Source organism: Algibacter ulvanivorans, from assembly GCF_048381495.1.
Classification (GTDB): domain Bacteria; phylum Bacteroidota; class Bacteroidia; order Flavobacteriales; family Flavobacteriaceae; genus Algibacter_B; species Algibacter_B ulvanivorans.
Genome location: NZ_JBLWGD010000007.1, coordinates 108,200 through 129,258, shown reverse-complemented (window position 1 = coordinate 129,258; position 21,059 = coordinate 108,200). Strand labels below are relative to the sequence as shown.

The window sequence follows — 21,059 nt, the reverse complement described above, 5'->3', positions numbered from 1 at the left end:
ATACTCAGCTTTATGTTGCTGGGATTCAAGGTAATTGCCCAAAATACCGTTTCGGGTACTATTACAGACCAAAGTGGTCAGCCGTTACCTGGTGTAAATGTTATTGAAATGAACACTAATAAGGGAGTGGCGTCCGATTTTGATGGAAATTACTCAATAACGGTAAATGATGGTACAACTTTGGTGTTTAGTTATATTGGATACAAAACTCAGGAGGTGTCTGTTTCTGGTAGGCAAAATATATCCATTACGCTTCAGGAAGATAGTGCACAATTAGATGAAGTGGTTGTTATTGGGTATGGTGCGGTTAAAAGAGATAAAATAGCCACATCTATTGCTTCTGTAGATGGCGAAGAAATTACCAAACAAGTAGCTAGTAATGCTGCAGAAGCGTTGCAAGGTAAAGCTGCAGGTGTTCAGGTGTTATCTTCGGGAGGTTCTCCGGGTGCTTCTCCAAAAATTTTGGTTCGTGGTATCACAACTGTTCTTGGGTCTTCTAGTCCTCTAATTGTTATCGACGGTATTTTGCAGCCTAGTGGCACTTCATTAAACGCTGTTAATGCTCAAGATATTAAAAGTATGGATATTTTGAAGGATGCTGCAGCATCAGCCATATATGGTTCAAGAGCTTCAAACGGAGTGGTGTTGATAACAACAAAAAGAGGAAAATCAGGCAAGGCAAAAATAAGTTTTGATTTTAACTACGGTGTTCAGAGCTGGGACAAGATTGAAATGGCAGGGGCGCAAGAATATATAGAAGTTATAAACACAAGGAGAACAAATGATAATGCGTCTCCACTTTACGATCCAAATGATTATGGTGAAGGAACCGATTGGTGGGATGAGGTAGTTAGGGATTATACACCGGTGGTTAATGCAAACCTAAGAGCTTCAGGTGGAGATGAGAAACTTAAGTATGCGGCTAGTTTAAGTTTTTTCGATCAGCAATCCAATTATGCAAAAGGATACTATCAAAGGGTTACAGGTCGTTTTAACGTAGATTTTAAGATTTCTGATAAAGTTACCTTAAAACAAGATCTTAGCCCTAGGTCGGAGAAATGGGAAAATACGCCAGATTTATTATTTAATTCTATAAGAATAGATCCTTTAACCGAAGTATATCTTCCACAAAGTGAAAGAGTAGGGCGCAATATATATAGCATATACCCTGTATCTAATAATTTAGTGCCAAACCCAGTTGCTCAAATTGCTCAACTGTTTACAGAAAATAAATTTTATGGTTTGTTGTCTAATACCCAATTGGAGTATAAAATATCACCTGCTTTTACCTTCGTGTCTCAGGTAGGTTTAAATGTAGATGCTCTAACTTGGGAAACATTTAATCCGGCCTACGAATTTGATCCTAATAGAAGGCGATTGATTAACCAATACACAAAAAATGTTACTCAGAATTTTGATTATGTAATTAACAACACAATCACCTTTGAAAAAACAATTCTCGATAAGCATTATTTAAATGTTGTTGGGGGTGTTCTTTTTGATTCAGAAAGTACTAATTATTTAAGAGGTTCTAGAGAGGGCATACCTAGTGATACGGACTCAAGGCTTTGGCAGTTGGATGCGGCTGTTAATGATGAAGGACTGCTTATTTCTGCTAAGGGAAATCAAGGTAAGCAGAATATTCTTTCGGGAGTTTTTAGAACCATTTATAGTTTTGATAATAAATACACAATAAACGCATCGGTAAGAGTTGATCAATCCTCTCGTTTTCCAAAGGATAGAAGAACAGGTATATTTTCTAGTGCCTCGGTAGCTTGGGATGTAGATTCTGAAGATTGGTTTACTTCAGAAACTATTAATAATTTACGTTTAAAAGCTGGTGCAGGAGAATTGGGAAATCAAAATATAGATAGAGATGGTTCGTTTTTTACAGTAGGCTCAGATAACGTTATTCTAGGAGGGCAGAGTGTTGTCTCTAACTTCTTGAGTCAGTTTGGTAATCAAGATTTAAGATGGGAAACTGTAAAAGATAAAAACTTTGGCGTTGACCTTGGGCTGTTTAATAACGCCTTGACTTTTTCGGGCGAATATTATGTAAAAACCTCTGAAGACTTGTTAAATCAAGTAGAGCAACCAGGTTATACCGGTATTCCGGGTACAGTTGCTCGTAATGTTGGAAGTATAGAATCTAAAGGTATCGATATCGCTTTAGGATTAAATAAAACTTGGAACGACTTTAATTTAGGGGTTAACTTAACACTATCTTCTAACGAAAGTAGAACAATAGAACTCGACCCCTCAAATGAGGTCATTTTAGGGCAAAAGAGAGCAACCTTAGGTAATCGAAATGTTAAAATTACAGAGGTGGGTGAAATAGTAGGTTTATTTCAAGGCTATCAAACAGATGGGATTTTTCAAAATCCAACGGAATTAAACTCGCATACTTCAGAGGATGGGACTATCATTCAACCAAATGCTCAAGTAGGTGATTTGAGATTTGTAGATCAAAACAAAGACGGTAAAATTGACGATGCAGATTTAACGACCATTGGTAATCCGTTTCCAGACTTTTTTGGAGGGTTAAATATAAACATGAGCTATAAAAATATAGACTTATCTATGCAGTGGTACGGTACATTTGGTAATGATGTTTATAATGGTAATTTAGAATATATAAGATCAGGTACTCAAAATCTAAACGTTTTGGCAGGGACAACAGATGTGGTATGGTCGCCAACCAATACTGATGGGAGCTTCCCTAGACTTACAGAACTTGATCTAAATGGAAACTATAAAAACCCATCCGATCTTTTTATTGAGGATGGTACCTACGTTAGGTTGCGTAATATACAATTGGGATACAACTTTAAAGTTAAAGGGTTTGAAAAATGTAGATTGTATGTGTCCGGACAGAATTTAATAACGCTTACGGATTATTCGGGATTTGATCCAGAAGTTCAAAGTGGAGGTATTATTAATGGCTTAGGGGTAGATTTTGGTAGAAATCCAGTATCAAAAACGTATTTGGTAGGGTTAAATTTAAGTTTATAAAATTATGAAAAAGATAGTATTATTATTAACAATAACGGCGGCCCTTTTTGTAGTGGGTTGCGATAAAGAAGATTTTTTAGATCAGCCTCTACAGGGTAGAGAAACGTTAGATGATTTTTTAAGTAATCCAGATAACTTAGAAGGCTTTGTTAACGGTTTGTATAGGAAAGTAAATGGAGAAAAATGGTGGATGGTTAATTTTCAGCGTCAAATCAATGACATGGCAACCGATGATAACTGGGCAGGTAATACGGCACAGCCAAGACCAGATATATTTGGAATAGCCCAATATAATGTATTTGCCGGTTCAACTTATTTTAATGCATTTTGGGAGCATAATTACATTGGTATTACAAGGGTAAATATTGCGTTAGACAATCTTCCAGAGAGTAGTATTTCTGAAGATTTAAAAAGTCGATTTACAGGTGAAGCACAATTTTTAAGGGCATTTTTTTATTTTGAGTTAGTTAGGAATTTTGGAGGTGTACCAATTGTTACCACCTACAGTGAGTTATTCGATCCATCTATTAATGATAAAACAAGAGCAACCGTAGCAGAGGTTTATGCTTTAATCGAGGACGATTTAGAAGATGCGATAAACGGATTGCCAGAAAAAAGCGAATACGCAGCAGAAGATTTAGGTAGAGCAACCAAAGGTGCAGCTCAAGCTTTATTAGCTAAAGTGTATTTATTTCAAGAAAAATGGGCAGAAGCTCAAGCTATGGCAAAAACAGTAATGGATTTGGGAGAGTATAGTTTAGAGCCTGATTTTGCCGATATTTATAAAGTAGGTAATGCCAATGGCGTAGAATCAATATTCGGTGTAGAATTTGTAAGTAATCCTAATCTAGTAGATGTTGGAGGTTATCTTTCTCAAACCAACGGAAGTCGTGGAGACGGAGGCTGGGGCTGGGGCTCGCCAACAAGCGATTTAGAAAATGCGTTTTTAAGTGAAGGCGATAATATCAGGTTGCAGTCAACAATAATTAAACATGGCGAACCTGTTTTTGGCGACCCCGAGGTTACGGAATTCGACGGCAAGCCTTCTGAAAATAAGTCAGGTCGTACCAACAGAAAATACTATTTACCCAAAGCGGAAAGGCCAGCAAATTATGTGCAAGGTCAATTGCCAGGACATGTACTTTACTTAAGGTTAGCTGATGTTATTTTAATACACGCAGAGGCTGCATTTTTTAATGGCGATGAAACTTCGGCTAAGAATTCTTTAAAGCTAATTAGAGATAGAGTAGGTTTAAGTACTAATATGTCTTTGGCCGATTCTGCTTTGAGAGATGCAATTTGGAAAGAAAGACGTTTGGAATTGGCTTTGGAACAGCATAGGTTGTATGATTTAAGAAGACAAAAAATTAATGGAGTACCTAGAATTGCATTAATCCTAGGTTCTACGGGATCTTTTGTTAAATATAATACGGAGGTAAGTACCGATCCATTTGAAACAACAAATTTAAAAGAGTCTCAGGATAGTGGTGTATTGTTTGATCCGAGTATACATCTACTTTGGCCTATTCCTCCTGAAGAGATACAGGCTTCTAGAGGTAATTTAGAGCAAAACCCTGGCTATTAATAAAATAAAACAGAGATGTATGGTGTATAGATTTTTTAAAGTATCATTTTGCTTGTTATTAGTTTTAGCGATTTTTGGATGCAGTACAGATAAGGCTACAGATCCCAACGATCCTAAGTTTGATGATCCAGAAGAAGGAATAGTACTAAATTTAAATAACACGTTTCAAATCATAGATCATTTTGGGGCGTCTGGAGGGTTTCAAGATCAATGGGTTGGAAAATGGCCAGAAGCAACAAAAAACCAAGTGGCCAAATGGTTTTTTAGCTCTGAAACTGATGGGCAAGGTAGCCCTCAAGGCATCGGCCTTTCACTATGGCGAACTATCATTGGTGATGGTGCGGCCGATCAAGCAAATAGTGGTTTTAGGTCAAATTCTTGGTTCCGTGAAACAGAATGTTATTTGTCGCCAGATGGTACTTATAACTGGACAAAACAAGCGGGAGAGCAATGGTTTATGGAGAAAGCCAGAGAGTATGGGGTTAATAAATTTACAGCCTGGGCTACGGCTCCACCATATTTTATGTCTAAAAACGGATATGTGTTTAGTACCGCTGATGTTGCTGGCTTTAATTGCGACTCCGATAAGTATGATAACTATGCTCATTTTCTTGCGGATGTTGTTAAAAATTATGAAAATAAAGGTTTTAATATTGCAACCGTATGCCCGTTTAATGAAACGCAATATGAATGGAACGCAGAGGTTGGTAGTGCGCAACAATCCGGTACCCGGGCTACCAATAGCGAGGTGGCCACCGTTACCAGAATCATTGATGAGAGGTTTACGGAAAAGGGGGTAAATGCCCAAATAATGATTCCTGAAGCGGCTCAGTTAAAATACCTGTTTGAAGGTTCCGGTAATACGGTAAATCAGGTTAATGATTTCTTTAACCCTTCTAGTGCTAATTATATAGGTAATTTAACTAATCTATCAAAAAATATAGCAGGACATAGCTATTTCAGTAATGAAACCACTAATGAGTCTTTAAGGCAACGCAAGTCTTTGAGAACAACACTAGAAAATTATGGTTTGAATTATTGGCAAACGGAGTATAGTCTTTTGGGTACTGCGTATCAGCAAAACAAAGACGTATCAACTTTTCAAGAAATTGACTATGCGTTATGGATGAGTCGTATAATCCACACAGATTTAGTTTTTGGTAATGCTACTGGCTGGAGCTTCTGGACAGCTCTTAATAGTTCTACTTTCGGAGATCATCCATACCGATTCAACCTTGTACTTTGGACACCCAATTCCAATAGTCCAGCACATACAGATGGTACGGTTGAAGATAATAAGTTATTGTGGGCGCTAGGGAACTATAGTAGGTTTGTTAGGCCTGGAATGGTAAGGTTTGAAGTTAAAGACCCTGATTATAGTGATAATACTTCGGTTGAAAATTTCATGATTTCGGGCTACAAAAGTACCTCGGGCAACGATTTGGTTTTAGTATGTGTTAACAATACCAATAGTAATAGGGAAATTATATTAGAAGAATATGGGACGCAATTTGAGGTTGTAAATGATCTTTTCGAGGTTTATACAACATCATCTACTAAGAACTTAAAAAAATCTACAACTACGTATGACAATATAGTTGTGCCGTCTAAATCAATAGTAACTTTAAGGGCTCAGATAAAATAAGCTTGTTAAAACAGCTTTAAAGCTATTAAATTACAACAAAAATGGTGTAATTTTTTTGATGTTATTATAAAATTTTAAAAAAACAAAAAAAATGAAAAAGACAATATTAATGCTATTGCTAGGAATAATTTTTTCCTGCACTTCGAATGATTTTACAGATCCTAACGACCCTAAATTTGGTGATATTGAAGATGGAATAGGAGGCGAAGATGAAGGTGAGGAAGAGGTAAATGCAGATGTGGTTATTATGGTCGATGCTACTGATGGTGTTGATATAAGTCCAGAAATTTTTGGTGTTAATAATGATTGGCGTCTAGTTCCAGATAATACCTTTTCAGCTTTTGCTTCTACACTCGGTACAATTGGTAGCACAGTGATAAGATACCCTGGAGGTTGGGAATCTGAATTTTACGACTGGACAACCAATACAACTCCTAGATGGGACAAATCACCCGAAACGCCTGGAGCTTCAATAGAAACGTTAAAGAGCAATGTTTCAAATTATAGTATTGTTCTACCAACGGAAGAAGCAATGATTACAGCGGTTGGTTCTTCTCAATATAACCTTGCAATTGCGAACTTAAAGGCTAGAGCTAAACAGGCTTTAGACATGTCTGGCATTAGCTCTGTTAACGGAGGTCTTGTGGAAATTGGTAATGAATGGTGGTTGCAATGGGCAGGAGGTGTAAGTAGGTCGCAAAAACTGGATAAATATGTTAACATTGCCATGGACTTGACGGAATATATAGTTAATGAATATCCAAACCGTAAGTTTAAGTTGTTAATTAACGGAGATTATACAGAGCCTCATGAATTTACAACCATGAAGAATAAGTTTATTAGAGGTTATGATGCTATTGATGGGGTAGGTTTACATACCTATACAGGTTATACTACTGATACGCATAATATCGCTGATTTAGAAGAAAGAATAAAGAAATGTGCCGATAACTTCAACCCTGACAAGAACTTTAAATACCTATCAGAATGGATGCCCTCTCGAGATTACAACGAAAGAGCATTATACATGGAAGCCGCTAATATTATACCAGATATTATTCATATTTATGCTAGGTCAGGAGCTCAAGCGGCAGCATATTGGCCACCAATAAATAGTCCTGTGCCTGGTTTGGGTATAACTAACTGGAACTATTCTAAAGTGTTACCAACAGGGCAAATTTTAGGAGATATGGCAGCTTCATATAAAGGGAAATCTTTAAAAACAACATCAAATAAATTTCATTTAGCAGCCGCTTTACAAGACACTAATACCATGGTAATGTATATTACAGGAGCGAAGGAGAGTGGTAAAAAAGTAGCAGTTAAAGTAAATGGGTTTGCTATAAGTTCTATACAGAGTGTAGAACGTTTTGTACCAGTAGATTATAATGATACGGCAAAAGCAGAACCTTATCTTGTAGAAACGGCGTTAGCTAAAATTAGCTCAAACCATGTCGTGGTAGATGTTAATAAAGAAGGTTTGTATCAAATCTATAAAATTGTTGTTAAAGGGAATTAAATAGTGTTGAAAATATTATTGTCTATGTTTTTAGTTATTGTGTCTATTTTTAAGAAAGAACATGTTTTTAAATTTGTTTATGTAAAATAGATGTTTAAGTGATTTGCTGTGTTATAAATGAGATATAAAAAAGCAATTTTTGTGCATGTTTTTGTTGTGGTATGGTTTGTAGGCTTTATCAGTAACGCTGGTATGGCACAAACTATAAAAGTACAATTAAATACTGAAAAGGAATATCAAACTATTGTAGGTTTTGGAGCTTCTGATGCTTGGAGGTGTCAGTTTGTTGGCAGCAATTGGCCAGAACATAAAAAGGAGAAAATAGCAGAATGGCTTTTTAGTAAAGAAACAGATGAAAAAGGAAATCCTAAAGGCATCGGGCTTTCTATGTGGCGGTTTTATATCGGAGCAGGAACTGCTGAGAAAGGTGATGATTCTAATATTACAAATGAATGGAGAAGAGCAGAATCTTTTATAGATGCTAATGGAGATTACAATTGGAAAAAACAAGAGGGGCAGCAATGGTTTTTGAAAAAGGCCAAGGATTATGGTGTAGATCAATTCTTAGCATTTTCAATTTCTGCCCCCGTACAGTGGACAAAAAATGGGAAGGGTTATAATGGAGATAATAAAGATGGTGAAATTAATTTAAAACCAGAACATTTTGATGATTATGCCAGTTTCATGATAGAGTTTTTAAAACATTTTGAGTCAAAAGGAATCCATTTTGATTATCTAAGCCCAATAAACGAACCGCAATGGGACTGGGAGAAAAAATCTCAAGAAGGCACACCAGCAACCAATCAAAATATTTTGGAACTTACTAAAATGTTAGATAGGGGTATAGACGAGAGTGGTATGTCTACAAAAATAGTATTGGGGGAAGCAGCCGATTTACGTTGGTTATACTCAAACTACAATAAGTCAGAACGAGGTAATCAAATCGACTTTTTTTTCGACGAAAAGAAAGAACTAAAGCATCTAGATAATACAATTACAGGTCATAGCTATTTTACAACTTGGCCAGTAGATAGCCTAATTGGTATACGAAAAAAGTTGAAACATAAACTAAATGAATATCAAGGTCTTGATTATTGGCAAAGTGAGTTTTGTATTCTAGAAAAAAATGATGACATAGGCGGAGGGCATAAACGGGATTTGGGAATTAGTACTGCGCTATACGTAGCTCGTGTTATACATGCCGATTTAACTCTAGCCAATGCCAGTTCTTGGCAATGGTGGACTGCCTTGACCATAGCCAATTTTAAAGACGGGCTTATTTATTTAGATACAGGTAACCCAAATGACCTCTATAATAAACAATCGCTAAAAGATGATGGAGAATACCACGATTCTAAATTATTATGGGCGTTGGGAAACTATTCGAGATTTGTAAAGCCTGGAGTGGTAAGGGTAGAGGTTGAGTCAAACCAAAACAAAGAAGCTTTAACAAAAGCATACAACAATATGATGGTTTCAGGATACCTTGATAAAGATACTTCAGAGGTGGTTTTAGTTGCGATTAATTACAGTAACGAGGATCAGGTTTTAAATGTAACCAACTGTAAAATTGAAAATATAAGCGTTACCTCCGAAAATAGCAATTTAGAAACATTTAAAGTAGACGGCAAAGACATTGTCCTTAAAGCAAAATCAATAAATACGCTAACAGGGTCTTTAAAAAAGTAATAAAACACCCTAAACCAAAACAGCACTAAGAATTAGCAAAAGTAGGTTGGAGATTTTGGGTACCAATAAATTATAATGACACAAATGAAAAATAGGAATAAGTTTAGTTTAGTTGCACTTTGCTTAGCGGCTATTGTTTTTAATAGCTGCAAAAGCAAAGTTGATAACGAAGTGGTTAAAGTAGATAAAAAACCTAATGTATTGTTTATTCTTGCAGACGATTTGGGTGCACACGATTTAAGCTATGCAGGGAGTAACTATTATGAAACACCTAATATTGATCGTATAGCAAAGGAAGGAACTGAGTTTACACAAGGTTATGCCGCATGTCAGGTATGTAGTCCTTCAAGGGCCAGTTTAATGACAGGTCAAGATCCTGCACGACATGGTATAACAGACTGGATTGGAGCCGCTACAGGTGAAAAATGGGGCGATTATTACAATACCAAAGTTATGCCACCAGAATATGTTCACGCGCTTCCCGAAGAAAGTATCACTATAGCTGAAGCACTAAAACAAAACGGATACAAAACCTTTTTTGCAGGGAAATGGCATTTAGGAGATGTGCCATATGGTCCTGAAAACAATGGTTTCGATATAAACAAAGGAGGCTGGGAAGTTGGAGGTCCTAAAGGTGGATATTATGCGCCTTGGAGAAATCCTAAGTTAGATTATAAATATGAAGGTGAAAACCTTACTAAGCGTTTAGCCTTAGAAACAGCTGATTTCATTACCGCAAATAAAGACAAACCGTTCTTTGCATACCTTTCTTTTTACGCGGTACATGGCCCTATAGAAACAACAGAGGCAAAATGGAAAAAGTACAGAGATAAGGCAGAATCACAAGGAATTCCTGAATCTGGTTTTGAAATGGAAGCTAGATTACCTATTAGAACCGTACAGGATAACCCTATTTATGCAGGCTTGGTAGAGTCTATGGATGATGCAGTAGGCGTTGTTCTCAATAGGTTAAAAGAGTTGGGTTTAGAAGAGAATACCATTGTAGTATTTACATCTGATAATGGAGGTGTAGCTAGTGGAGATGCCTTTTCTACTACAAACTATCCTTTGAGAGGTGGTAAGGGATACCAATGGGAAGGTGGTATTAGAGAGCCGTACCTAATTAAAGCACCCATGATAAAAAACGTGCCTAAACAAATTGAGTATCCTGCTTCAGGAATAGATTTTTATCCAACATTATTAGATATGGCTGGGGCAGAAAAAGACCCAAACCATATAATTGATGGAGTAAGTTTAGTACCGCTGTTAAAGGGTGGAGAATTAGAAGACAGACCTCTGTTCTGGCATTATCCTCATTATGGAAATCAGGGTGGCGATCCTGTAAGTATTATAAGAAAAGGAGATTATAAGCTTATTCATTTCTGGGAAGATGGACATGATGAACTATATAATTTATCATCAGACCCAAGTGAAGCAAATGATATTTCTTCAGACAACTCAGAGGTAACACAAAATTTAAGTAAGGAGCTGCACGCTTATTTAGAGAGTGTAAATGCTAGATTTCCAAAAGTTTATGCTAAGTATGATGATAGCAAGGCAAAAGTCAAGTATGAAGAGCGAAAAACTAAAATGAAGCAACGTTTAGAAAAACAACGTATGGATTTTCTTAATAAAGATTTTAATCCCAATAATAATTGGTACGATAGTAGTTTAAATACAAAAGACTAAAGTTTTAAACAAACCAACTAACTAAACACCATGAATAAAACAAAATTTAATTTTACTTATTTATTATTTCTAGCGCTTGTATCTGCTATGGGCGGTTTCCTGTTCGGTTATGACTGGGTAGTGATTGGAGGAGCTAAGCCGTTTTACGAACTGTTTTTTGATATATCCTTAAACCCTACTTTACAAGGGTGGGCGATGAGTAGTGCGCTTATAGGTTGTATTTTTGGAGCAGTAATATCTGGTTTCGTAGCCGATAAATTAGGCCGAAAAGTTCCATTAATTTTTTCTGCAATTCTATTTATTATCTCTGCATTTGGTACAGGGTATGTGGATAGTTTTACACCATTTATAATTTATAGGCTTATTGGTGGACTGGGAATTGGTCTGGCTTCTACATTATCGCCAATGTATATAGCAGAAATAGCTCCAGCGAAATATCGTGGCCAGTTTGTAGCTATAAACCAGTTAACCCTCGTCGTTGGAATTTTGGCAGCCCAAGTAGTCAATTATTTTATCGCAGAAGCTATTCCGGAAAATAATACTCCCGAAATGATTTTAAATTCTTGGAACGGACAAACTGGTTGGCGATGGATGTTTTGGGCAGAATTAGTGTCGGCAACTTTGTTTTTTGTTTTAATGTTTGTTGTGCCAAAAAGTCCTAGGTTTTTGGTAAAGATAAATCAGTATGAAACCGCCAAAAAAGTACTTGCAAAAATTGGAGGAGAAGCTTACGCAGAAGAAGAGTTGGAAAGTATTAAGTTAACCTTGCAAGAAAGTGGACAAGCCAAAGTTAGTGGTTCAGATTTAAAATCGTCAAAAATTAAACCTATTTTGGTTATTGGCATTGTATTGGCTGTTTTCCAACAATGGTGCGGTATAAACATTATCTTCAATTATGCAGAAGAAATATTTACGGCTGCAGGCTACAGCGTTGGAGATATGCTGTTTAATATAGTAATTACAGGAAGTGTTAATTTAATTTTTACTTTAATCGCAATGAAAACTGTAGATAGTTGGGGGCGTAGAAAATTGATGCTCTTTGGTTCTATAGGTTTAGGAATAGTGTATTTAATTCTAGGCGGTGCTTACTTTTTTCAGTTTACGGGGTGGCCAGTACTATTGTTAGTAATTACCGCAATTGCTATTTACGCCATGTCTTTAGCTCCAATTACATGGGTTGTTCTTTCCGAAATTTTTCCGAATAAAATTAGAGGGGTTGCCATGTCTATTGCTACGTTTTCTTTATGGATAGCGTCGTTTGTTTTAACCTTTACATTCCCAATTTTAAATGATGCTTTAGGAGCTTCAGGGACGTTCTGGGTATATAGTATAATATGTATTGCTGGATTCTTATTTATTAAGTCGAAGTTGCCAGAAACAAAAGGGAAAAGTCTTGAAGAAATAGAACTAGAATTGACTAAAGATAAGGAATAGAAACGATGAAGAAAGTATTTGTTACATACATGTTTTTAGGGGTGTTTTTAATCTGTAATGCCTGTAAGTCTTATGCTCAGGATATAGCTAATGATGCGATAAATGATTGTCCTCATTCAGTACATTACTTAGATAGCTTAAAAACCGAGCTTAAAGTAAAATGGCCAAATAACCGCATTATAAATTTAGTATTTCATGGGCATTCGGTACCTACGGGATATACTACAAGAGGTGTGTTGGATAGGATAAATGCTTATCCATTTCGCACACTAAAAAAGGTTAATGACTTTTATCCTTATGCTGTGGTGAATACTATAACCACTTCTATTGGAGGTGAGCAGGCAGAACAAGGCGCTAAGCGTTTTAAAGAGGAAGTTTTAATTTATAAACCAGATGTGCTGTTTATCGATTATGCGCTTAATGATAGGAAAATGGGCGTGGATAGAGCAAAAGCAGCTTGGGAACAAATGATTCTAGAAGCTTTAGAATACGGAACCAAGGTGATTTTACTAACACCAACACCTGATTTAAAAGAAGATATTGCTTCCAATGAAACACCATTGGCAAAACATAGTGAGATGATTCGTGATTTGGCGAGAAAACATAAGGTAGGTCTTATAGATAGTTATGCGCTATTTAAAAAGCTAGCCGAAACAGAACCTCTAATAGGGTATATGTCGCAGAATAATCATATCAATCAGAAAGGACATCAATTTGTTGCGGATGCCATTTTCGAATATTTTAAAACCTCGAATTGTGAAACCAATTAATCAAAAAATGAAGATTTTTAGAAAGCACATCATTCTTTTATTAGTCGCATTAAGCTTCACTTTGTGCAATTGTAAAAGTGATGAAACTACTTATATCGATTTGTCTGGAACGTGGAGCTTTAAAATTGATTCGCTAGACCAAGGAGAAAAAGAAAAGTGGTTCAAATTGAATTTAGGGGACAGCATCAAATTACCTGGTTCAATGCCCGAAAATGGTAAGGGTAATGATATATCGGTTAAAACCAACTGGACGGGCAACATGTGGAATGATAGCCTATGGTATAAATCTGAAGAGATGAAAAAGTACCGACAAGAAGGCAACGTAAAAGTGTCGTTTTGGTTAACGCCTGTTAAAGATTATAAAGGGTCTGCTTGGTATCAGAAAAGAATAGCCATTCCACAATCTTGGGGAGGTAAAGATATTGTCTTAAATCTGGAACGTGTGCATTGGGAATCTGCAGTTTGGATAGATGACAAGAAACTGGGAATGCAGAACAGTCTGGCTACTGCTCATCACTATAATTTAGGTGAATTGACGGCAGGAGAACATACTGTTTCTATTCGAGTGGACAACCGAATTAAAGATATCAATGTTGGTTTAGACGCCCATAGTATTTCAGACAACACCCAAACCAATTGGAATGGCATCGTTGGTGAAATATCACTCTCTGCGGTTCCAAAACTATCTATCGGAAATGTGAAATTATATCCTAACGTCTCTGATAAAACCGTTAGAGTTGTAGCTAGGATTGAAAACGGAACAGGTAAGAACCAAACCGCAGAATTAGTACTTCAAGCCAAAGAAAAATCGGAAAATGGGGAAGCTCTTGAGATTTTGAAAGAATCAATAGAAATAGGTGATTCCAAAATAATAGAGTTGGAGTACCCAATGGGTGATGCCCCTAAACTATGGGATGAATTTAATCCTGATTTATATGAGATGCACCTGTCCTTAAATTCCGAAAAAAGTGTAGACAAAAGGGTTGAAATTTTCGGTATGCGTGATTTTAAGGCAACTGGAACAGTTTTTACTATTAATGACCGGCTCCTATACCTTAGAGGAACTCTAGAATGTGCCATTTTCCCATTAACGGGATATCCGCCTACAGATGTTGATTCTTGGAAACGGATAATCAGTATTGTTAAAAATCACGGTCTAAACCATATTCGTTTTCATTCTTGGTGTCCGCCCGAAGCTGCATTTCAGGCTGCAGATGAAATGGGTATATATATTCAAGCGGAAGCATCAGCTTGGAAAGCTGGTTTAGGAGATGGAGAGCCTGTGGATACATGGTTGTACAAAGAAGGTGAAGACATTATCAATGCTTATGGAAATCATCCATCATTTGTATTAATGACCTATGGTAACGAGCCGAGTGGAAAAAATCATAAGCAGTATTTAACAAAGTATGTCAATCATTTTAAAGCATTAGATAATCGAAGATTATATACGAGTGGTGCTGGGTATCCGTACCTAGAAAATATGGATTATTATAATCACAGAGGGCCAAGAATTCAGGGTTGGAATGAGAACTTAAAAAGTATTATCAATGCAAAAGCGCCACAAACAGAATTTGATTGGAGTAAGTTCATTGACAAAACACCTATGCCTTACGTAAGCCATGAAATGGGGCAATGGTGTGTGTACCCCAACTTTAAGGAAATGTCGAAATATACAGGGGTTTTAAAACCTAAAAACTTTGAAATTTTTAAGGAATCCTTGGAGGAGAACGGTATGTTAAAATTAGCAGACAGCTTTTTATTGGCATCGGGCAAATTACAAACACTTTGTTACAAAGCAGATATTGAAGCAGCTCTGCGAACCAAAGGAATGGCAGGCTATCAGTTATTGGATTTACATGATTTTCCTGGTCAAGGAACTGCACTAGTGGGCGTTTTAGATGTATTTTGGGATGAAAAAGGATACGTAACTCCTGAAGAATTTAAAGCCTTTAGCGGAAGTACGGTTCCGTTGGCACGTTTATTAAAGCGAACATTTAAAAATATAGATACACTAACCGCTGAAATTGAAATTGCCCATTTTGGAGAGTATCCTATGAATGAAGTGATTCCTAAATGGGAATTAACTAAAACAGATGGTAGTGTGTTCTCTAAAGGAGAATTCGAAAAAATAGATATTCCCATAGGAAATGGTATTCAATTAGGAAAGGTTAATCAACCCTTAAATACCATTACCAAGGCTCAACAACTTACCTTGAGCATTATGGTGGGTGACGCCAAAAATAGTTGGGATGTTTGGGTGTATCCTTCTAAAAAGGAGAATATTGAAAATGAGCCATCTATTAAAGTTGTAACTAAATTGGATGCAAAAACTATCAGTTATTTAGAGAATGGTGGTAATGTACTTTTAAATATCAACAAAGGAGATATAGCTCCAGAAAAAGGAGGAAATATAGGTATTGGTTTTTCAAGTATTTTTTGGAATACCTCATGGACGAATGAACAGAAACCGCATACATTAGGAATACTATGTAATCCAGAACATCCTGCATTAGCTCATTTCCCAACGGAGTATCATTCCAATTGGCAATGGTGGGATGCTATGAGCCATTCCAACGCAATCATTTTTGATGATATACCAGAATTGAATCCTATTGTTAGGGTTGTTGACGACTGGTTTAAAAATAGAAAACTTGCTTTGATTTTTGAAGCTCAAGTAGGGAAAGGAAAGCTAATTTTTTCTGGAATTGACCTGCATACAGATTTAGAAAATAGACTAGAAGCACAACAGCTTTTATACAGTTTAAAAACATATATGACCAGCAAGGATTTTAATCCTAAAATCTCAATAAAAATTAATCAACTAAAGGAAAAGTTAAAATATTAAAAATAAACTAAGCTAAATTATAAGATTATGAAGACAGTAAACGCTTGGCACGAGAAAGTAACCATTCCTACCTATGAAGTAGGAACACCAGAGAAATACCCGGTTTTTTTAGAAAAACGAGTATATCAGGCAAGTAGTGGTTCTGTTTATCCACATCCCGTTATTGAAAAAATTAGTGATGAGAAGGTAGATAAAGAATGGGATGCTATTTTTATTGAAAATGATTATATCAAATTAATGATTTTACCTGCTTTGGGTGGTAGAATCCAAAGAGCGTATGATAAAATTCGTAAACGAGATTTTGTCTATTATAACCATGTCATTAAACCAGCGTTGGTTGGCTTAACAGGCCCTTGGATTTCTGGTGGTATTGAGTTTAACTGGCCACAGCACCATCGTCCAAGTACGTACGACCCAACAGATTTTTATATCGAAGACAATGAAGATGGTAGTAAGACCGTTTGGGTAAGCGAGTTAGAGCGTATGTTCCGTACAAAAGGTATGGCTGGTTTTACTTTGCATCCAGATAAAGCTTATATTGAAATTAAAGCCCATTTATACAACAGAACACCGCATCCACAAACTTTCTTGTGGTGGGCAAATCCTGCGGTAGCGGTTAATGACCATTACCAATCTGTGTTTCCGCCAGATGTAAATGCTGTATTTGACCATGGTAAGCGTGATGTATCGGAATTTCCAATTGCCAAAGGTGAATACTATAAAGTAGATTATTCACCAGGAACGGATATTTCTCGATATAAGAATATTCCTGTACCAACAAGTTATATGGCCATCACTTCCAAATATGATTTTGTGGGAGGTTATGAAAATGATTCTAAAGGTGGATTGCTACACGTTGCAGACCATAACGTTTCTCCAGGGAAAAAACAATGGACTTGGGGTAACGGAGAATTTGGTAAAGCTTGGGATAGAAATTTAACAGATGAAGACGGTCCATATATAGAACTCATGTGTGGGGTTTATACCGATAATCAACCCGATTTCTCATGGATGCATCCTTATGAAGAAAAAAGCTTTAAGCAATATTTTATGCCTTATTATAATGTAGGTGTGGTTAAAAATGCGACCAAAGAGGCTTTGGTAAACCTTGAAATGGTAGATGGGAAGGCTCAAGTAAAAGTGTATGTAACTTCTACTTATAACAATTGCGTTATCACTTTAAGTGCCAACGGAAAGGTGTTGCACGAAGAAGTGTTAAATCTGTCTCCTGAAGTTGGTTTTGAAGAATTGATAGACATTGGTTCCAACACTTTTGATGATTTACAAATTTCAGTAAATGATAGTCAAGGGAAAGTTTTGGTGGCTTGGGAACCCGATAAGGATTTATCTGATGAAATTCCTGAACCAGCCAAAGCGGCCAAGGACCCTAAAGATATAGATACCATTGAAGGTTTATATTTAAGAGGACTTCATTTAGAGCAATACAGACATGCTACTTTTGTGCCTACAGATTATTACGAAGAGGCCTTAAGAAGAGATTCAAAAGATGTCCGTAACAACAACGCAATGGGGCTCTGGTACATGCGTAAGGGGCAGTTAGAAAAATCTATTTCATATTTCGATACTGCAATTGAAACACTAACAAGTCATAACCCTAATCCGTATGATGGCGAACCTTATTTTAACAAAGGAATGGCTTTAAACTACTTGGGGAAAAAAGAGGAGGCATATGCTAGTTTCTTTAAAGCTTGTTGGAATGCACAATGGCAAGATGCTGGTTATTTCAATTTAGCACAAATTGATTGCTCTAGAGGCGATTTGGAAAAGGCTATGGATTTGGTGGATAGAGCATTAATTAAAAACTGGCACAACCATAAGGCTAGACATCTTAAAGTGATTTTACTAAGAAAAACTGGTAAAATTGAACAAGCTAAACAATTAATAGAAGATTCATTAGCTATTGATAAATTCAATTTTGGAGTGCTTTATGAAAAGTATATTTTGTCTAATGCCAAAGAAGATTTAGAGGCATTCAAGACGATTCTTCGAAATTATGCACACAATTATATTGAGTTTTCTTTAGACTATGCTATGGCAGGTCAATTTGATGAGGCTGTGGCTCTTTTAAAAGTTCATACCGATGCTAATGCTGAAGTGTACCCGATGGTATACTATTTTACAGGATGGTATTTAGACCAAAAAGGCGATAGCAATGGTGCATTAGAGGCATACAAAAAAGCATCGCAAATGCCGGACACCTATTGTTTTCCGAACAAAATAGAGGAAGTCAAGGCATTGGAATCTGCTTGTAAAGCGAACCCAACCGATGCTAAGGCATTCTACTATCTTGGTAATTTCTGGTATGCCAACAGGCAGTACAAGGAAGCGCAAGAGTGCTGGGAAACTTCCGTAAAATTAGATGATAGTTTTGCCATTAGCCATCGTAACTTGGCGTTACTTTACTACAACAAGACCAATCAAAAAGAATTGGCGGTAGCACATTTAGAAAAAGCATTTGAGTTGGATAATACCGATGCCAGATTGTTAATGGAGCTCGACCAATTATATAAAAAGATTAATGTACCGGTTAATAAGCGCTTGGCATTGCTTGAAGAGTATATCGATTTAACCAATTCTAGAGATGATTTATATCTAGAGCGCATTGCGCTTTATAATTTGAAAGGTGATTTCGAGAAAGCAAAAGCATTAATAGATAAACGTCAATTCCACCCGTGGGAAGGTGGCGAAGGCAAAGTGCCATTCCAATATTTAACAAGTAACATTGAGCTTGCTAAGAAGTATATTTCTGTTAAGAATTACGAAGGCGCTATTGAGCTTTTAATACAGTCAAAAGATTATCCACACAATTTAGGTGAAGGTAAGCTGCACGGAACAGTTGAAAACGATATCGACTATTGGTTAGGATGTGCTTACGAAGGTTTAGATTATGCAGTAAAAGCCAAAGCCTATTTTGAATTAGCTTCGGAAGGATTGAGCAACCCGAGTCCAGCAATTTTTTACAACGACCAACAGCCTGATAAAATTTTCTATCAAGGGTTGGCCTTACAAAAATTAGGACGTAAAGATGAAGCTAACAAGAGATTTGATAATTTGTTAAAATACGGGCAAGACCATATAAACGATAATGTGAAGTTGGATTATTTTGCAATATCCTTACCAGATTTATTGATTTGGGAGGAAGATTTGAATGTTATCAATAAAATTCATTGTAACTATATGATTGGCTTAGGGCAATTGGGCAAAGGTAACGATACTGAGGCAACTGAAGCGTTCACTAAAGTTATTGATACTAATTTATCTCATATTCCAGCGCAGATTCATCAAGCGCTTGTTGGGGTTAAATCTTAACTAAAATTAATTATTTGTATATGAAGGTTTTAGCTTGTTTTAAAATTATTTTTTTTGGAATTTTCTGCTGTATGCATTTTAAGGCATATACACAAAGCACCAACCCTAATATCGTCATCATTTATGTTGACGATTTAGGGTACGGTGATATTGGTGTCAATGGAGCCATTGGAGTAGAAACACCACATATTGATACACTTGCTAAAAACGGATTGAACTTTACAGATGCACATTGTTCGGCATCAACCTGTACACCATCAAGATATTCCTTATTAACGGGAAGCTATGCCTTTCGCAATAATGCTGAAATTTTAGAAGGCGATGCGCCACTTATTATAAACCCTAATATGGGTACATTACCTAAAATGTTACAAAAAGCCGGTTATAAAACCGGTGTGGTTGGCAAATGGCATTTAGGTCTTGGTAAAGGGAAAATCAATTGGAATGAAAAAATTCCGTTAGGTCCCGAAGAAGTAGGATTCGATTATAGCTTTTTAATCCCAGCCACAGGCGATAGAGTGCCTTGTGTGTTTTTAGAAAATCAAAAAGTGGTTGGTTTGGACCCTAACGACCCTATAGCAGTAAGCTATGGAACAAGAATTGAAGGCTACCCATGGGGTTTTCAGCATCCTGAATTGTTAAAACAACATACAGACCCTTACCATCAGGGAGCTATCATTAATGGCATAAGTAGAATTGGTTACATGAAAGGTGGTAAAGATGCCCTTTGGGTGGACGAGAACATTCCTTATGTCCTAACCGATAAAGCCAATGCTTTCATTAATAATAATACGAACAATCCATTCTTTCTATATTTTGCCTTGCACGATATTCATCAACCGAGAATTGCCAATATCAAATTTGTTGAAAGCAGTACCATGGGCCCCCGTGGCGATGTAATTGCTCAAATGGATTGGTGTGTTGGCCAAATTACCGAAGCACTTGAAAAGCAAGGGTTATTAGATAATACCTTAATTATTTTTACAAGTGATAACGGTCCTATTCTAGACGATGGCTATTTAGATTATGCCAGAGAATTAGTTGGCGATCATAAACCGGGTGGAGGTTATCGGGGTAGTAAATACTCGGCTTACGAGGCTGGAACGCGTATGCCTACTGTGGTGCATTGGCCAAAAGAAGTGAAACCAGGTGTTAGTAATGCCTTATTGTCACAAGTGGATTTATACGCTTCTTTGGCTTCTTTGTTAAACCAAAATATAGAAAAGGGAGATGCTGTTGATAGTCAAAACTTTATGGAGTCTTGGTTAGGGAAATCTAAGAAAGCTCGTAAATTTTTATTGGAAGAATCTTATACTTTCGGTTTTAGAATGGATAATTGGAAATACATCAAACCTAAGGACAAACCTGTTCCTAATTGGATTGTTCAAAAGTTTGTTGACCCCGGATTTAGACCAGAACCACAATTGTTCAATTTAGCGGAAGACCCATCAGAATCTAAAAACATTGCCAGCCAATATCCCAAGATAGTCGCCAAAATGGAGGCTGAATTAAAAGAAATTCTAGAAAGATAAAGTATT

11 protein-coding genes are annotated in these 21,059 nt (G+C 36.6%); all 11 read left to right on the top strand.

What is annotated here, in order from left to right; translation table 11 throughout:
• The first annotated feature begins 12 nt into the window (after positions 1 to 12).
• The 11 genes from ACNG5D_RS15150 (at position 13) to ACNG5D_RS15100 (ending at position 21,053) form a co-directional block, all read left to right on the top strand.
• The gene (locus ACNG5D_RS15150; RefSeq protein WP_418184378.1) at positions 13 to 3,012 is read left to right on the top strand and encodes a SusC/RagA family TonB-linked outer membrane protein; all 3,000 of its coding nucleotides are present in this window, start codon (positions 13 to 15) and stop codon (positions 3,010 to 3,012) included.
• 4 nt (positions 3,013 to 3,016) lie between these two features.
• Entirely contained in the window at positions 3,017 to 4,597 is a 1,581-nt protein-coding gene (locus ACNG5D_RS15145) for a RagB/SusD family nutrient uptake outer membrane protein (RefSeq protein WP_418184377.1), read from the top strand.
• A gap of 19 nt (positions 4,598 to 4,616) precedes the next feature.
• Positions 4,617 to 6,242 carry a glycoside hydrolase gene (locus tag ACNG5D_RS15140; protein WP_418184376.1) on the top strand — a complete coding sequence of 542 codons (1,626 nt, stop codon included), beginning with the start codon at positions 4,617 to 4,619 and terminating at the stop codon, positions 6,240 to 6,242.
• Positions 6,243 to 6,333: 91 nt separating this feature from the next.
• On the top strand, positions 6,334 to 7,761 hold the full coding sequence (locus ACNG5D_RS15135; RefSeq protein ID WP_418184375.1) for a hypothetical protein: 1,428 nt from the start codon (positions 6,334 to 6,336) through the stop codon (positions 7,759 to 7,761).
• Positions 7,762 to 7,878: 117 nt separating this feature from the next.
• A complete protein-coding gene (locus tag ACNG5D_RS15130) occupies positions 7,879 to 9,450 on the top strand; it encodes a glycoside hydrolase (protein ID WP_418184374.1) in 1,572 nt (523 codons plus the stop codon).
• A gap of 84 nt (positions 9,451 to 9,534) precedes the next feature.
• On the top strand, positions 9,535 to 11,139 hold the full coding sequence (locus tag ACNG5D_RS15125) for a sulfatase (protein WP_418184373.1): 1,605 nt from the start codon (positions 9,535 to 9,537) through the stop codon (positions 11,137 to 11,139).
• 30 nt (positions 11,140 to 11,169) lie between these two features.
• Complete coding sequence (locus tag ACNG5D_RS15120) at positions 11,170 to 12,573, top strand: sugar porter family MFS transporter (RefSeq protein ID WP_418184372.1); 1,404 nt, start codon at positions 11,170 to 11,172, stop codon at positions 12,571 to 12,573.
• Between the two features lie 5 nt (positions 12,574 to 12,578).
• Entirely contained in the window at positions 12,579 to 13,343 is a 765-nt protein-coding gene (locus ACNG5D_RS15115; protein ID WP_418184371.1) for an SGNH/GDSL hydrolase family protein, read from the top strand.
• Positions 13,330 to 16,191, top strand: a complete 2,862-nt coding sequence (locus tag ACNG5D_RS15110) for a glycoside hydrolase family 2 TIM barrel-domain containing protein (RefSeq protein WP_418184370.1) — start codon at positions 13,330 to 13,332, stop codon at positions 16,189 to 16,191. The genes ACNG5D_RS15115 and ACNG5D_RS15110 overlap by 14 nt, the downstream gene beginning before the upstream one ends.
• 27 nt (positions 16,192 to 16,218) lie before the next feature.
• On the top strand, positions 16,219 to 19,521 hold the full coding sequence (locus ACNG5D_RS15105) for a DUF5107 domain-containing protein (RefSeq protein ID WP_418184369.1): 3,303 nt from the start codon (positions 16,219 to 16,221) through the stop codon (positions 19,519 to 19,521).
• A 20-nt stretch (positions 19,522 to 19,541) separates the two neighbouring features.
• Positions 19,542 to 21,053 carry a sulfatase family protein gene (locus ACNG5D_RS15100; RefSeq protein WP_418184368.1) on the top strand — a complete coding sequence of 504 codons (1,512 nt, stop codon included), beginning with the start codon at positions 19,542 to 19,544 and terminating at the stop codon, positions 21,051 to 21,053.
• The last annotated feature ends 6 nt before the right edge of the window (positions 21,054 to 21,059 follow it).

Bases quoted from the DNA above. Each gene is read 5' to 3' on its own strand.
- ACNG5D_RS15150 (WP_418184378.1), top strand. From the start codon at position 13: ATGTTGCTGGGATTCAAGGTAATTGCCCAAAATACCGTTTCGGGTACT.
- ACNG5D_RS15145 (WP_418184377.1), top strand. From the start codon at position 3,017: ATGAAAAAGATAGTATTATTATTAACAATAACGGCGGCCCTTTTTGTA.
- ACNG5D_RS15140 (WP_418184376.1), top strand. From the start codon at position 4,617: ATGGTGTATAGATTTTTTAAAGTATCATTTTGCTTGTTATTAGTTTTA.
- ACNG5D_RS15135 (WP_418184375.1), top strand. From the start codon at position 6,334: ATGAAAAAGACAATATTAATGCTATTGCTAGGAATAATTTTTTCCTGC.
- ACNG5D_RS15130 (WP_418184374.1), top strand. From the start codon at position 7,879: ATGAGATATAAAAAAGCAATTTTTGTGCATGTTTTTGTTGTGGTATGG.
- ACNG5D_RS15125 (WP_418184373.1), top strand. From the start codon at position 9,535: ATGAAAAATAGGAATAAGTTTAGTTTAGTTGCACTTTGCTTAGCGGCT.
- ACNG5D_RS15120 (WP_418184372.1), top strand. From the start codon at position 11,170: ATGAATAAAACAAAATTTAATTTTACTTATTTATTATTTCTAGCGCTT.
- ACNG5D_RS15115 (WP_418184371.1), top strand. From the start codon at position 12,579: ATGAAGAAAGTATTTGTTACATACATGTTTTTAGGGGTGTTTTTAATC.
- ACNG5D_RS15105 (WP_418184369.1), top strand. From the start codon at position 16,219: ATGAAGACAGTAAACGCTTGGCACGAGAAAGTAACCATTCCTACCTAT.
- ACNG5D_RS15100 (WP_418184368.1), top strand. From the start codon at position 19,542: ATGAAGGTTTTAGCTTGTTTTAAAATTATTTTTTTTGGAATTTTCTGC.